At 62.9% G+C, this 13,331-nt stretch carries 14 protein-coding genes and 1 pseudogene; 13 read left to right on the forward strand and 2 right to left on the reverse strand.

Features of this window, described 5'->3' with window-relative positions:
• The first annotated feature begins 297 nt into the window (after window positions 1-297).
• The 9 genes from QF047_RS02075 to QF047_RS02115 all read left to right on the forward strand — a co-directional run bounded on the left by QF047_RS02075 (window position 298) and on the right by QF047_RS02115 (window position 7,468).
• On the forward strand, window positions 298-675 hold the full coding sequence (locus QF047_RS02075) for a cupin domain-containing protein (RefSeq protein WP_307273387.1): 378 nt from the start codon (window positions 298-300) through the stop codon (window positions 673-675).
• Between the two features lie 81 nt (window positions 676-756).
• Window positions 757-1,188 carry a dimethylamine monooxygenase subunit DmmA family protein gene (locus QF047_RS02080; protein ID WP_307273389.1) on the forward strand — a complete coding sequence of 144 codons (432 nt, stop codon included), beginning with the start codon at window positions 757-759 and terminating at the stop codon, window positions 1,186-1,188.
• Window positions 1,185-2,156, forward strand: coding sequence for a PDR/VanB family oxidoreductase (locus tag QF047_RS02085; RefSeq protein WP_307273391.1), 972 nt, complete (start codon window positions 1,185-1,187; stop codon window positions 2,154-2,156). The genes QF047_RS02080 and QF047_RS02085 overlap by 4 nt, the downstream gene beginning before the upstream one ends.
• Complete coding sequence (locus tag QF047_RS02090; protein WP_307273394.1) at window positions 2,153-3,187, forward strand: DUF3445 domain-containing protein; 1,035 nt, start codon at window positions 2,153-2,155, stop codon at window positions 3,185-3,187. Before QF047_RS02085 ends, QF047_RS02090 begins: the two co-directional genes overlap by 4 nt.
• Before the next feature lie 96 nt (window positions 3,188-3,283).
• Complete coding sequence (locus QF047_RS02095) at window positions 3,284-3,808, forward strand: dimethylamine monooxygenase subunit DmmA family protein (protein ID WP_307273397.1); 525 nt, start codon at window positions 3,284-3,286, stop codon at window positions 3,806-3,808.
• On the forward strand, window positions 3,805-4,803 hold the full coding sequence (locus QF047_RS02100; protein WP_307273401.1) for a PDR/VanB family oxidoreductase: 999 nt from the start codon (window positions 3,805-3,807) through the stop codon (window positions 4,801-4,803). The genes QF047_RS02095 and QF047_RS02100 overlap by 4 nt, the downstream gene beginning before the upstream one ends.
• The gene (locus tag QF047_RS02105; protein ID WP_307273402.1) at window positions 4,800-5,789 is read left to right on the forward strand and encodes a DUF3445 domain-containing protein; all 990 of its coding nucleotides are present in this window, start codon (window positions 4,800-4,802) and stop codon (window positions 5,787-5,789) included. Before QF047_RS02100 ends, QF047_RS02105 begins: the two co-directional genes overlap by 4 nt.
• Window positions 5,790-5,843: 54 nt before the next feature.
• Window positions 5,844-7,088: an ammonium transporter gene (locus QF047_RS02110; protein WP_307273404.1), complete on the forward strand. Its 1,245-nt coding sequence runs from the start codon at window positions 5,844-5,846 to the stop codon at window positions 7,086-7,088.
• Window positions 7,089-7,129: 41 nt separating this feature from the next.
• Window positions 7,130-7,468, forward strand: a complete 339-nt coding sequence (locus QF047_RS02115; RefSeq protein ID WP_307273407.1) for a P-II family nitrogen regulator — start codon at window positions 7,130-7,132, stop codon at window positions 7,466-7,468.
• A gap of 76 nt (window positions 7,469-7,544) precedes the next feature.
• On the opposite strand, the pseudogene QF047_RS02120 reads toward QF047_RS02115, so the two are convergent.
• Window positions 7,545-8,433 (reverse strand): annotated as a pseudogene (locus QF047_RS02120) (helix-turn-helix transcriptional regulator).
• Between the two features lie 94 nt (window positions 8,434-8,527).
• Here QF047_RS02120 and QF047_RS02125 point away from each other — a divergent pair.
• From QF047_RS02125 to QF047_RS02140, 4 genes are all read left to right on the forward strand, one after another.
• Window positions 8,528-9,820: a multidrug effflux MFS transporter gene (locus QF047_RS02125; RefSeq protein ID WP_307273409.1), complete on the forward strand. Its 1,293-nt coding sequence runs from the start codon at window positions 8,528-8,530 to the stop codon at window positions 9,818-9,820.
• Complete coding sequence (locus tag QF047_RS02130) at window positions 9,813-10,136, forward strand: carboxymuconolactone decarboxylase family protein (protein ID WP_306635849.1); 324 nt, start codon at window positions 9,813-9,815, stop codon at window positions 10,134-10,136. The genes QF047_RS02125 and QF047_RS02130 overlap by 8 nt, the downstream gene beginning before the upstream one ends.
• 22 nt (window positions 10,137-10,158) lie before the next feature.
• Window positions 10,159-10,560 carry a cupin domain-containing protein gene (locus QF047_RS02135; protein ID WP_307273412.1) on the forward strand — a complete coding sequence of 134 codons (402 nt, stop codon included), beginning with the start codon at window positions 10,159-10,161 and terminating at the stop codon, window positions 10,558-10,560.
• Window positions 10,561-10,676: 116 nt separating this feature from the next.
• Window positions 10,677-11,717 carry an NAD(P)-dependent alcohol dehydrogenase gene (locus tag QF047_RS02140; protein WP_307273415.1) on the forward strand — a complete coding sequence of 347 codons (1,041 nt, stop codon included), beginning with the start codon at window positions 10,677-10,679 and terminating at the stop codon, window positions 11,715-11,717.
• 77 nt (window positions 11,718-11,794) lie between these two features.
• On the opposite strand, the gene QF047_RS02145 is transcribed toward QF047_RS02140, so the two are convergent.
• A complete protein-coding gene (locus QF047_RS02145) occupies window positions 11,795-13,186 on the reverse strand; it encodes a rhodanese-like domain-containing protein (RefSeq protein WP_307273418.1) in 1,392 nt (463 codons plus the stop codon).
• Window positions 13,187-13,331 lie beyond the last annotated feature (145 nt).

Here is a 13,331-nt window from a genome sequence, read left to right on the forward strand (position 1 = left end):
AATCCTGCGCCATGATCCGCAACGGAGGTTAATGTGACTGGACGGCTGGGGCAGCGGCGGACGAGACGCAAAACGGTCGACGGCGGGAGGTCCCGCCGTCGACCCCTGCATGTGATCCTCCTGGTCCTCGGATGGCCGGTTCCTTCAATTCACCCTGTGGGCTGAAGTTGCGTGCACAGTTGCCAGTTTCGGTGGTTCGGGGGCAAGGGTTAACCGATCCGTAACAGGCCAGAAACCTATCGCGATTTACTGCTAGTAATCTCAATTTCACAGTAGTAACCGATCGCGAGGAGAAAAATGGAAACTCTAACTGGCAGCCTGAGCAAGGCCGGCGCTATTCATAAGGTTGAGGACGGGTATAAGAACCTTCCCAGCATGGATGAACCGAACTGCGAGGCTTTTATTGGGGACTCCTTGTCGAATCCGGGAGGCTCTGCGATCAGTTCAGGTTTCTTCGAACTGAAGGCTTCAGAGCCTCTTATATATACGTACACCTACGACGAAATGAAGGTAGTCATCCAGGGTGAGTTCATCCTGACCGACCAGTCGACCGGGGACGTCACCCGCGCCAAGGAACGCGATGTGCTGTTCTTCCCCAAGGGCACGACTGTCAAGTTCGAAACCGCCGATTACGCGCTGGGTTTTTACACCGGCCACCGCTCCTTCGCCCCGTAAGCCATGGCCTCGGGGTATACCAGCGTGCCGGGGCCGGCGGGGATTATCCCCCCGCCGGCCACGGCGCGGGAGATAGTGGCTGTGTCCTTCACCCCCGCCGGAGCGCAAATCGCCGAGGTCTGGCTTGAGGAGTCAAACCCGGAAACGCCTCGCCGCCACATGCGGGCGAACGGCGCCGATGGAGAGACCATGACGCAGTTGGAGAATCTTTTGCGCAGCTCAAGAGTGGGTGTGCACTTCGTCTTCTCCGGTCCTCAGGCCGATATCTATACAGCCCGGGCACGGGCGATCGACAACGGCGCAATAGACGCTGAAATCACGCTCCTGGAGAGCGTTGTGGGGAATCTTCACGTCTATTGCGCCCACTGCAAGGAAACCACTTCTACAGGGAACGGCATTGGGGCAACGGTCCGCTGCGGCGGATGTGCTCGCCAACTGGTCGTTTACCACCACTTTTCACGTCGAACCTCAAGCTATCTCGGATTCATGGCAAACGCTGAGGAGGTTTCATGACAGCCACCGCCGTCGCCGTTCGGCCACGGAACTACAAGCAGTTCACCCTCGAGGTCACTTCTGTGGCGGAAGAGACGCCTCTGATCAAGAGTTTTGCCTTTGCCGACCCAGACGGGGCAACACTGCCGGGCTTTGTTCCAGGGAGTCATATCGCCGTCGAACTGGCCACGGGAACGAACGCCTATTCATTGACTGGAAGTGGGCTGAATCCTTCCGCTTACACCATCTCGGTTCTCCGGCGTGCGGATGGAGCCGGCGGCTCAGCGGCCATGCACGCACTCAGGGCGGGCGACACAGTAACGGTATCCCGCCCCCGAAGCGCGTTCGCCCCGGCGGCTACAGCCCGGCATCATTTATTGATCGCCGCAGGGATAGGAATCACGCCTGTGCTCTCGCATGTGCTGGCGGCGAAGGAGTGGAACAGGTCCTTTTCAGTCATCTACTCATACCGGCCAGGTGCAGGTTCACACCTCAATGATGTCCGTGCCCTTGCCGGTTCGAGCTTGTGGGAGTGCACGGACCGGCCCAGAACGTTGGCAACTATCGATGATGCCCTTTTGAACCAGCCCATCGGCACGCATTTGTACGTTTGTGGACCGGCAGGATTTATGGAGGCCGTCCTCTCTCGTGCCGGGGAGCAGGGCTGGCCCGCGGACCGGCTGCATTTCGAGCCGTTCGGCTCCGCAGAACAGGACCCGGGAAAACCCTTCACCGCAAGGCTGGTGCGGAGCGGAAAGTCCCTCGCAGTGCCCCCTGGCCAATCATTGCTGGAAACCCTGGATGCCGCGGGCATCGCGGTTCCTAACATGTGCCGGAAGGGCGTCTGCGGAGAATGCGCCATCCCGGTACTCAAGGGCATCGTGGAGCACCGCGATCTTTACCTGACGGACGAGGAAAAAGCAGCCAACGATACCGCGATGTGTTGTGTGTCGCGGGCTCAAGATGATGAATTGGAACTGGACCTATGAGTATCACCACCACAGCAGATGCCCCTGCCTTGGACTACGGCAATATCCCTGCTCAACTCGAACCTGACGCCGTTTCCGCCCGGCTCAGCGGCTTTCCGTTTCCCTTCCGGGACGATACCTACCGCTACAGCACCAATGTCGAACCCGCCCTCCAACATGTGGCCACTGAAGCCGGGGGATGGGGCGGAAGCATCATCGACATCGACAGGGAGTACTTGAATGAGCTCCGGGAACGGGAGTTGGTGCTGGAGGCCGATTCCTCAAGGTTGCAACTGATGGATCACATGCGCCCCGCCGCGTGGGATGCGATAGCGGTCCTCCTGCCGCACATGGCGGCGACCTACCCCGAAAGCATGCACTTCCAGCAGGAAGGAAGGAACTGCACATGGCGGAACAAGCTGCAGGGCATGGACATCGAGTTCGTCTTCGGCGACGACGAGTCCCTTCCCAATGGGCCCCTGAACTTTATTGGCAGCCAGATCCAGGATGACATCGTGCTCCTGGACCAGCGCGAAGGCGCCCTCTGGCTGGATGCAGGATTCGTCACTTTCGCGGCTGACTGGTCCATGGGGTTCGACGTCGGTATGCGGTTCCTTGAGGTCCACGGACCCGTCCCGCGGGTACATGAGGAGAAAATCATCACCCGCGCCCACCAGTTCCTGCTCAGGCTGCAGCCCTGGGAACAGTACCGGCGCACGAACTGGACAATGACAGTTGACCGCCGCCTGGACACCTCCACCGAAACCTACCCCAACTGGGCACAGGACCGCAGCCTTGTGGTCACGGACCCTGCGCTCCCTGACCGGCTGCACCTCCGCGTGGAAGTGCAGCACCTGATCAGACTGCCAAACTCGGGAGCACTTCTGTTCCTTGTTCGCACATACCTGGCGTCACTGCGCGAGATAGCCACCGTTCCAGCCTGGCGGGAGCGTCTGGGAAAGGTCCTCCAGGAACTGCCCTCTGACATGGCCGAGTACAAGGGGATTAACCGCTACCGCGGAGCCGCCTCCACCTGGCTTCTCGGAGCCTGAATCCCGCCGCGGCACCAACAGCCCTACGCGTCCGCCCTGCGCTTTCAACAGGGCCCCTCCAACCTGCCAAAAAACAACATCTGAAGGGCGCAAGAGATGACCGTCACCGCCGAACAGACAATCCATGTTCCACAACACCCAGGCACTGCGGTCAGCATCGATGAGACCGGGACTTCCTTCCTTATCGTTTCTTATGGGGAGGGGGAAAATGCCGCCATAGCCAGGACGTGGCTTTCTGAGGCAGCCGCGTTCGGGCCCGTGCAATGGCTCACCTTTCCCGATTTCAATGCCGATACCGCGAGGCACCTGTCCCGGGCCCTCTCTTCGGCTCTCACCGGGCTCCGCGTCACTGTCGTCGGGACCCGATTCGATGTCCTGCAGACCTTCGCCTTGCTGCGCGGTAAAGGGGCGCTGGAAGGGGAAGTCAGGGGCCAGGTCAGCGATAACGGCGATTTGCCCCTCTACTGTGCACACTGCCGCGCGACAAGTCGGGTGACGGCCTCTGCAGGTGATCTCGTGGAGTGCCCGGCATGCGCCAGAACACTGGAGGTTCACCCCCATATGTCTGCAGCGCGGGGCAGCTATCTTGGGTCGGACGCTCATGCCAGGACCCTGGCATGAGCGCCACTGCACAACAGGACCTTCCAGCGCCGGGACACCTCCACTCCGCCTTCGAGACCCACCTCCGCGAACTCGCCGTGATCTCCGCCGAGCGGCTGACCCCCGATGTGATACACATTGTTCTCGCCCATCCTGACGGCCGCACATTGACCAGCTTCGAACCGGGAAGCCACTTGGTCGTTCATGCAGGAGACAGGCGCAACGCCTACTCCCTGGTCGGCGACGGGATAAATCCCCGCAGCTACCGAATCTCTGTCCTGCGGCAAGGTACCGGAGGAGGTTCGCACTGGCTGCATGAGAATTTGCGCACTGGGAGCACCGTGCAGATCGAAGGACCGCGGTCGATGTTTTCACCCGATCCCTCGGCCAAGAAGCTGCTGCTGGTAGCGGCAGGCATCGGCATTACCCCCGTGTTGTCCCATGCGTTGGCAGCTGCACGGTGGGACAGACCCGCAGAAGTCATCTACATCTATCGTCCCGGCTTCGCAGCCCATCTGGACGACCTGAGGGAGCTGGCCTATGACGGCGCCATCGACCTCCACGAGGCTCACGGCCGGTTGGCCGGCATCGAACTGATGCGCCGGCGATTCCCGCTGCAACCCTTCGGAACCCACGCTTACGCCTGCGGCCCCCTGGCGATGCTGGACGCCTACCGCACCCTGGGCCTGGAAGCAGGATGGCCCGAGGAACGGCTCCATCTGGAAAGATTCGAGGCGCCCCAGCGGGAGCCCGGCAACGAGTTCACAGTGAAAGTCAGCTCCACGGGAGAGCTTGTGACGGTCCCGCCGGGAATCAGCCTGCTCGAAAGGCTCCTCGAAGCAGGCCATGCCATCCCGAATCTGTGCAGGCAAGGCGTCTGCGGAGAGTGCAGGATTCCAGTCAGATCCGGGAGAGTGCACCACCGCGACCTCGTCCTGAATGACGAAGAGAAAAATGCCCAAACAGAAATGCTCTGCTGCGTCTCGCGGGGAGAGGAAATAGAGGTAGACCTTTGAGCACAAACACCACGGACGTTAGCTACACGGCCAATCTTCCCTGGCCTTTTGCAGAGGACCAGCAGGAGTTCCAGTATTCAGTCAATGTTGAACCGGCCCGCATTACCAGGAAAACAGCCGCAGGGGAGTGGGGAACCCGCATCGTCGATTTGGGTGGCGAGGACTATGTCCACATCATGAACGAACGCCGGCGGATTCTGGACGCGGATCCCTCGCGCGTCCAGATCCTGCCCGGAATGATGCCCGCTTGCTGGGATCTGCTGATGTACTACCTGCGGGACCTTTCCCTCACGTACCCCGACATCATGCATCTCGAGGAGGATGGGGACCGCGTCCACTGGAAGAACGATGTCCTGCTCACGGACCAGGTATTTGCAGTTGGAGACGAGAATTCCCTGCCCTGTGACCCCATGTCCTTCCTCGGCAGGGAGATTCCGGACGACCTCCTGCTGGTAAAGGAGCGCGGCGGCCAGATGTATTTCGACGCGGGTCTGGTGACGTTCGCCGCCGCCTGGTCGGTAACTTTCGACGCCGGCATGAGCTTCCGCGAAATCCACGCACCAGTACCGGGGCTCACCAGGGATGGCGTCACTTCGCGGGCGGAACAGTTCCTGATGCGCATGCCCCCGGACAAAGTCTACCGAAGGGCAAACTGGACGCTCTCCGCCTCCGGCTCACGAAAGCTCGACATCAGCTTGGAAGAGCTGCCCGAGTGGGGCCAGGACATACCAAGGCTCTTGGCGAACAAAGACTTCGGCAACCTGCACTTGCGCATCGAACTGGAGCACTTCATCCGCCTCCCAATGTCAGGGGCAGTGACGTTCAGCATCCGAACGTTCATGGCTTCCCTGGCGGAAATCAGGACCATACCCGCATGGCGCGAACAACTGGCCCGGATCTTGTCCGCAACCCCCGAGGACATCGCAACCTATAAAGGCATTGCCGACTACCGCCATGAAGCAGCCGCCTGGCTGCTTCACCCCTAAACGCAGCTTCCAACACCCCTGCATTCAGCACCCACACCCTGATTGGAGATTTCCATGCCCCAGGCAGATCTCGCGTGGCTCCTCGCCGCTTTCGCACTCGTTGCGCTGATGTTCCCGGGCCTTGCCTTCTACTATGGAGGTCTTCTCGGGACGAACAACGTCCTCAATATGTTCATGATGGTGCTGAGCACCCTCGCTGTCACAGCCGTCCTCTACGTGCTTTACGGATACGGAATGGTGTCCGGAAACTCAATTGGCGGTCTCGGCCTTATCGGTAATCCACTCGAATTTTTCGGAATGAGCGGATTTGAAGTTGACGACGGGACCGGAGGACCGCAGCCGATTTACTGGGCTGCCTTTTTCATCCTGTTCGCCGCGATCACTATCGCAATCGTCGCCAGTGGGGCGGCGGGCCGCATGAAGTTCGGAGCGTGGATCGTCTTCAGCGCAATCTGGCTGACCTTGGTCTACTTCCCGATCGCCCACTGGGTCTTTACCTACACGGACGAAGAAACGGGCTATGTGGGAGGGTGGCTCCGCAACGTGGTTCAACTCCATGACTTCGCCGGAGGCACCGCAGTCCACATGACCGCGGGCGTTGCAGCCCTGGCCCTGGCCCTTGTCCTTGGGAAGCACAAAGCACCGCAACCCAAACCGCACAATCTTCCGTTCGTCATCCTTGGAGCAGGCATCCTCTGGTTCGGGTGGTTCGGCTTTAACGGAGGTTCCGCCGCAGGGGCGAACTTTCTGTCCCAGTACGTGATCATGACGACGTTCCTCTCAGGGTGCGCCGGCATCGTCGGTTACCTCCTCGTCGAAAGGCTCCGGGACGGACGGCCCACTACGCTCGGCCTCGTCACGGGGGCGATCGCCGGGCTGGTCGGCATCACTCCCTCGGCGGACGCGGTGAGCCCCCTCGGGGCCCTCTTTGTCGGGATCGCCTCGGGCGCAACAGTGTGCTGGGCCATTACTTGGAAAAAGAAGTGGGGCGTTGACGACACGCTTGACGCGTTTGCTGTCCATGGAATCGGCGGAATAGTCGGCACGCTCTGCGTCGTTCTCATTGGAGCATCATCTGCTCCAGCCGGGGTGACCGGGGTGCTGTTCGGAGGAGACTGGAGCATCCTCTGGCGGGAATTGACCGCCATTGTGGCGACCTGTGCCTACACCTTCGTTGCCACTTACGCCATCGCATGGACCATGAACAAAACGATGAACATCCGGGTGGCCGAAGAGGCGGAACACCGGGGACTTGATGTAACACTCCATGCGGAGTCGGCCTACGCCGCGGCCGAATAACCCAGGGCCACACCTTCACGACACACCAAACGAGGAGCATCATGAAACTCATCACGGCCGTTATCCAGCCCTACAGGCTCGAACAAGTGAAGCGGGCGTTGGACGACATCGAGCACCCTGGACTGACGGTGACTGAGGTCAAAGGCTACGGTGCGCAAAAAGGGCATTCCGAGGTCTACCGGGGCAATGAATTCCGCATCGATTTCCGGCCCAAAGTCCGAATTGAACTCATAGTGACCGACGAAGATGCCGACGGCGTCATTGCGACGATCGTAGCGGCCGCACGAACCGGAAGCCTGGGTGACGGAAAGATCTGGACGCAGGAGATATCCAACGTAGTCCGCGTGCGCACTGGAGAGCGCGGCAACGCGGCAGTGTAGAGGCGGCTTTGGATAAGGCACAACGATGGCGCCCATTCCGGGGCGCCATCGTTGCGTTGTGCCCGCTCGGCGGCTTCTACGCCCTGCCCGCGTGGGCCTGCGCCAGTTCTGTGATTTTCTCGGTTGCGGCCCACGAGGCGAGGAGCTTGAGGGCTTCGTCAGAGGACGTTCCCGGGGTAGCGGGGTAGACCGTGAGTGAATGCCCCGGGTCCTCTTCCAGCCCGAGGACCTGGTAATTCAGTTCGAGCAGTCCCACCACAGGGTGCTGGAAGAACTTTGTCCCGGCGTAGTGCCGGCGGACATTGTGGGCTGCCCAGCGCGTGCGGAAATCGTCGCTGCGCATGGACAGTTCACCCACCAGCTCCGCGATGCCCTTGTCGTGCGGGTTTCGCCCGGCCTCACGGCGGAGGATGGCCACGTTGGTGGCTGCTGCCCGCTCCCAGTCCACATAGAAGTTGTGGGCCCGGGGGTCGAGGAAAATGAAGCGTGAGTGGTTCGCCGGCCGGGACGGGCCGCGGTACATGTCCGAATACAGCGCGTAGCCCAGGGTATTGGCGGCCACGATGTCCATGCGGTTGTTTCCGATGAAGGCCGGCGCTGCCGTGATGGTGTCAAGGAGGTACTGGAGTTCCGGGCGCACGCGGGCCGGCACGGCGCTCGCGGCACGCTTGCGGCCGGACGTGTTGGATGAGCGTGCCAGGTCGTAGAGGTGGTCGTGTTCGGCCCGGTCCCAGTTCCAGGGCCCGGGCGATCGCGTCGAGGACGCTGTCCGAGACACCCGTGAGGTTGCCGCGTTCCAGCCGCGTGTAATAGTCAACGCTGACGCCGGCGAGGCGTGCCACTTCTTCGCGCCGGAGCCCGGGCACGCGGCGCCGCCCGCCGTATGGTTCGATACCAGCCTGCTCGGGGGTGATGCGTGCACGGCGGGTGGAGAGGAACTGCCGTACCTCGGCTCGGTTATCCATAGGGACACGTTACGACGAATGGCCAACCCGTAAGGAGGGTCTGCCATAACCCGTTTCAGCAGGGCCCTCGCTAGGACTTCCGGGAGGCGCTTTGATGGAACTATCCCCTTTCGTCATCAACCAGATGGAGTCCTTTTCCATGCTGCCAACCGCAACGCGTGCCCCCGAGGCCGGCGCCGTTTCCGCGACGCTGGTTGCCACCGTCATCTTCCTGACGGCTGTGGCACCCCTGGCCACCGACATGTACGTCCCGGCCTTTCCGCGCGTGTCCGAGGAGTTCGGCAGCACAGCCTCCGCGGTGCAGCTGACCCTGACCACGTTCTTCGCCGGGATGGGGCTGGGACAGCTTGTGGGCGGACCGTTCAGCGACCAGCGCGGGCGGCGGCTGCCGTTGGTGGCGGGCACCGTCCTGATGGTGGCGGCATCGGTGGCCTGCGCCCTTGCCCCGAACATCGGGATCCTGATGATCGCCCGCTTCCTGCAGGGCTTTGGGGGCGGCTGGGCCATGGTTATCGGCCGGGCCGTCATCGTCGACCTGGCCCATGGGTCACAGCTGGTCCGGGTGCTCAACATTGTGATGGGCATCGGCGGCGTGGCACCGATCATCAGCCCGCTGCTCGGAGCGGTCATCCTGCAGCTGACCGGGTGGCGGATGACGTTCTGGGCGCTCGCCGGCCTGGGCGTCCTCATGACCCTCTGTGCCCTGTTCGTGGTCCCGGAATCCCTCCCGGCCGGAAAACGCCACTCGGGCGGGCTGGCTGAATTCGGCCGCGCGGCGAAGGACGTGCTCTCCAACCGCCGGTTCGTTGGCTACGTGGTGGTGGCGTCGTCGGCCTTTATTGCCCTGTTCGCGTACGTGGCAACGTCCGCGTTCATCCTGCAGAACATGAACGGCCTGTCGCCGGTGATGTATTCGATCGTGTTCGCCGCAAACGCCGGCGGCATGACCATCGCCGCACTGGTCTCCGCCAGGCTCGCGGGGCGCGTTTCAACCCGCAAGGTCATCCTGGCGGGCCAGCTCATCGCCCTGGCCGCCGGCGCGGCCATGCTCGCAGGATCGCTGTGGTGGGCCACTCCGTTGCCGGTGGCCATGGGCAGCTTCTTCGCCCTCATGGTGGCGCAGGGCCTGATTAACACCAACGGCGGCGCCCTCGCGTCAGCAGAAGTGCCCGAGCATCCCGGCACCAGTTCGGCGGTCCTGGGACTCGTGCAGTGGACCACCGCAGGCGTCGTCGCCCCGATCGCGGGCCTGGGCGGCAGCGACACGGCTGTCCCCATGGCCCTGCTCATGATCGGCGGAGCGCTGCTGTCCCTGTTCGGGCTCCTTGTCCTGGCCCGCCCCCATACCAAAACCAATCACTTCCAGGAGGCAAAAGCAGATGTCTGAAAACGCTGAACAGACTCCCATGCAAAAGATGATGGGCGATTTCGCGCCCACGTTTGTGTCACTGACCGATGACGTGCTGTTCGGGCAGGTGTGGTCGCGGCCGGAACTCTCGCCGCGGGACCGCAGCCTGATCACCATCAGCAGCCTCGTCTCCGCCGGCAACATCGAACAGCTCGAAGCGCACATCCCCCTGGGCATCACCAACGGCCTCACCGAGGACGAGGTCAAGGAAGCCATCACCCACGTCGCGTTCTACGCCGGCTGGCCCAAGGCCGTGTCCGCACTCATGCTGGCCAAGCGCGTCCTGGCCAAATAGTCACCCTCTGAAAGGAAACACCATGTTTATCGAACCTGCCCGCGAGACCGTGAAGAACCCGCCCGAGCAGTTCGCCGGTGATGTGTGGCTGGACCTGATCGCCGTCCCGCATGTGCCCGAACAGCGCGCGGTGGTCGCCAAGGTGCGCTTCGCCCCGGGTGCACGCACCGCCTGGCACTCCCACGCCCGCGGCCAGTACCTGCACGTCACCGCCGGCGTTGCCCGCTTTGGCAGCCGTGATGGCACTATCATCGAAGTGCACCCCGGCCAGACGCTCTACACCCCGCCCGGGGAAGAGCACTGGCATGCATCGGCCAACGGAACCTTCATGGAGCACATCGCCATCCTCGAGAACGATGATGACCCCGCCGTAACCACCATCTGGGCAGAGCACATCAGCGATGACCAGTACGAAGGCCGCTAAGGGTAGGACTGCCAGAACCAGTACCAACAGGGCCACCCCTGCCGGCCCGATATGCCGGTTTGCCGGACTTCGATCCCGCTAGCATTTTAGAGAACCCCCAAAATCACAGGAGAGCCATGACTACCGTCAAAGCCTACGCATCCCCGTCCGCCACGGAGGACCTGATTGCAACCACCATCGAACGCCGCGAAGTGGGCCCCCACGACGTCCTGATCGAGATCAAGTTCGCCGGCATCTGCCACTCGGACATCCACACCGTGCGCGGCGACTGGGGCCCGCAGCAGTACCCGCTTGTTCCCGGCCACGAGATCGCCGGCATCGTCACTGAAGTAGGTTCGGCCGTCACCAAGCACGCCGTGGGCGACCGCGTCGGCGTCGGCTGCATGGTCAACTCCTGCCGCGAATGCGCCAACTGCCTGAAAGGTGAGGAGCAGTACTGCCTCAACTCCATGGTGGGCACTTACGGGGCAGTTGACCGCGACGGCACCATCACGCAGGGCGGTTACTCCAGCCACGTCGTCGTCACCGAGGACTTCGTGGTCCGCATCCCTGAGGGCATCGACCTTGACGTCGCCGCACCCCTGCTGTGCGCCGGCATCACCACGTACTCCCCGCTGCGGCACTGGGGCGCCGGCCCCGGCAAGAAGGTCGCCGTCGTCGGCCTCGGCGGACTCGGCCACATGGCCGTCAAACTCGCCCACGCCATGGGTGCCGACGTGACGGTCCTGTCCCAGTCGCTGAAAAAGCAGGAGGACGGGCTGCGCCTCGGTGCGGACAGCTACTACGCCACGAGCGACGAGAACACCTTCAAGGAGCTCGCCGGCACCTTTGACCTGATCATCAACACCGTCAGCGCCTCGATCGACATCAGCTCCTACCTGCAGCTGCTGGCCCTCGAAGGCGCACTGGTGAACGTCGGCGCCCCCGCCGAGCCGCTCCCGGTCAACGCCTTCGCGCTGATCGGCGGACGCCGTTCCTTCGCCGGTTCGATGATCGGCGGCATCCGTGAAACCCAGGAAATGCTGGACTTCTGCGCCGAGCATGGTCTTGGCGCCGAAATTGAGGTCATCCCGGCCGAAAAGATCAACGACGCCTACGAGCGCGTCCTTGCCTCGGACGTCCGGTACCGCTTCGTGATCGACACCGCCACCCTCTAGTAACAAAAAGCGTTCGACGGCGGGCCGGCACCTTCGGGGGTCGGCCCGCCGTCGCGTTTGCCCTAACTCTCGGAGACTTAGTCGCGTGCCCGCTGCCAGGCATGCCAGCCGGCGTAGCTGCCGTCCAGTTCTACGACGTCGTAGCCAGCGCGGCGCAGCGCGCTCGCCGCAACCGAACTCCGCGTTCCGGTCTGGCAGTAGGCGACGATGCTGCGCCCGGAGGGAAGTTCATCGAGGTGCCACATGATGCGGCCGCCGCTGAGCTGCCGGGAGCCGGGGATGTGCCCGGCGGCGTGCTCAGCGCGGTTGCGGACGTCCAGAACCACGGCGGCGTCCAGACCCGCCAGGTATGAGGGCTGGATGAGGACGGGAGTAATCATGGGGAGCCCGTCAACACTGGTGACGTAACCGGTGACGTTGTCGATGCCCACCCGCACCAGGTGGTCCCGCATGTCCTGGGCCTGTTCCCGGTCCTTGGCCAGGAGCACCAGTGGGTTTGTATCCGTCTCCGGATTCACCACCCAGGCGCCGTAGCTGGCCATCGCTGCGGCAGGAATGTTCAGGGACCGCAGCACTGTGCCGTGGTGGACGTGCCGGCTGGTACGCGTATCGATGAAGGTCAATCGGTCCGCGGCGAGGCCGGCAGCGACGTCCGCGGCATGCAGTTCATTCAGCGGTGGACGCTCTCCCAGCAGTGCCGGGCCTTCCCGGTTCTCACGCTTCATCCGCCCAAAGTAGGCGTGGGCATCCGGCTGTCCGGCAAGGAGTTCGGTGACGAAACCCTGTTCGTCGTTGGCCGCGAGAAAGGGACTCCACCAAGCGTAAAGGCGCTCGTAGCCCACCGTGGAGGAGGGAATGGCGCCGATGGCTTTGCCGCAGGCACTGCCGGCACCATGGGCCGGGTGGACCTGGACGTAGTCGGGCAGGGGGAGGAACTTGTCGCGGAGGCTTGCGAACAGCTGCCTGGCTCCCGCAAACCGGGTTTCGGTGCCGCCTGCGGCTTCATCCAGCAGGTCCGGCCGGCCGAGGTCACCGGAGAAAACAAAATCACCGGTGAACAGGTAGCCCGGCTGGTTGGTGAAGGCACCGTCGGTCACCAGGAAGGACAGATGCTCCGGGGTGTGCCCGGGGGTGTGGACCGCCGTGACGGTGATGTTGCCCAAGGTGATGGTGGCGCCGTCGAACAGCCGCACGCCGTCGAAGCCGTACAGCCAGTCCGGGCCGCCCTCGCCGGAGACATAGATGGTGGCGCCGGTGGCTGCGGCCAGTTCCCGGGTGCCGGAAAGATAGTCGGCGTGGATGTGGGTCTCGGTGACGGCCACGATTTTCATGCCGTGTTTCCGGGCGAGATGCTGGTACACGGCGATGTCGCGGCGGCCATCAATAACCATCGCGGTTCCGTTGGCCTGGCAACCGATCAGGTAGCTGGCCTGGGCGAGGTCTTCGTCGTAAATACGCTCAAGAAGCATCGCAGCACTCCTGTGAAGAGGGCTTTTCGTTCGGCCCTGGTCCGATCTTAATCCCCCACGGGTCAATCCCCGCAGGCGCTACCCGCCCCCGCGCGGGTGTTCCCGCAAACGGGGGCGTGAAACAAAGACGATGGGGCCAGCCCCC

Source organism: Arthrobacter sp. W4I7, from assembly GCF_030816215.1.
Lineage (GTDB): Bacteria > Actinomycetota > Actinomycetes > Actinomycetales > Micrococcaceae > Arthrobacter > Arthrobacter siccitolerans_A.

What these genes read in the sequence shown, in the direction of transcription:
- QF047_RS02075 (WP_307273387.1), top strand. Translation starts at nt 298, where the DNA reads ATGGAAACTCTAACTGGCAGCCTGAGCAAGGCCGGCGCTATTCATAAG.
- QF047_RS02085 (WP_307273391.1), top strand. Translation starts at nt 1,185, where the DNA reads ATGACAGCCACCGCCGTCGCCGTTCGGCCACGGAACTACAAGCAGTTC.
- QF047_RS02090 (WP_307273394.1), top strand. Translation starts at nt 2,153, where the DNA reads ATGAGTATCACCACCACAGCAGATGCCCCTGCCTTGGACTACGGCAAT.
- QF047_RS02095 (WP_307273397.1), top strand. Translation starts at nt 3,284, where the DNA reads ATGACCGTCACCGCCGAACAGACAATCCATGTTCCACAACACCCAGGC.
- QF047_RS02100 (WP_307273401.1), top strand. Translation starts at nt 3,805, where the DNA reads ATGAGCGCCACTGCACAACAGGACCTTCCAGCGCCGGGACACCTCCAC.
- QF047_RS02110 (WP_307273404.1), top strand. Translation starts at nt 5,844, where the DNA reads ATGCCCCAGGCAGATCTCGCGTGGCTCCTCGCCGCTTTCGCACTCGTT.
- QF047_RS02115 (WP_307273407.1), top strand. Translation starts at nt 7,130, where the DNA reads ATGAAACTCATCACGGCCGTTATCCAGCCCTACAGGCTCGAACAAGTG.
- QF047_RS02125 (WP_307273409.1), top strand. Translation starts at nt 8,528, where the DNA reads ATGGAACTATCCCCTTTCGTCATCAACCAGATGGAGTCCTTTTCCATG.
- QF047_RS02130 (WP_306635849.1), top strand. Translation starts at nt 9,813, where the DNA reads ATGTCTGAAAACGCTGAACAGACTCCCATGCAAAAGATGATGGGCGAT.
- QF047_RS02135 (WP_307273412.1), top strand. Translation starts at nt 10,159, where the DNA reads ATGTTTATCGAACCTGCCCGCGAGACCGTGAAGAACCCGCCCGAGCAG.
- QF047_RS02140 (WP_307273415.1), top strand. Translation starts at nt 10,677, where the DNA reads ATGACTACCGTCAAAGCCTACGCATCCCCGTCCGCCACGGAGGACCTG.
- QF047_RS02145 (WP_307273418.1), bottom strand. Translation starts at nt 13,186, where the DNA reads ATGCTTCTTGAGCGTATTTACGACGAAGACCTCGCCCAGGCCAGCTAC.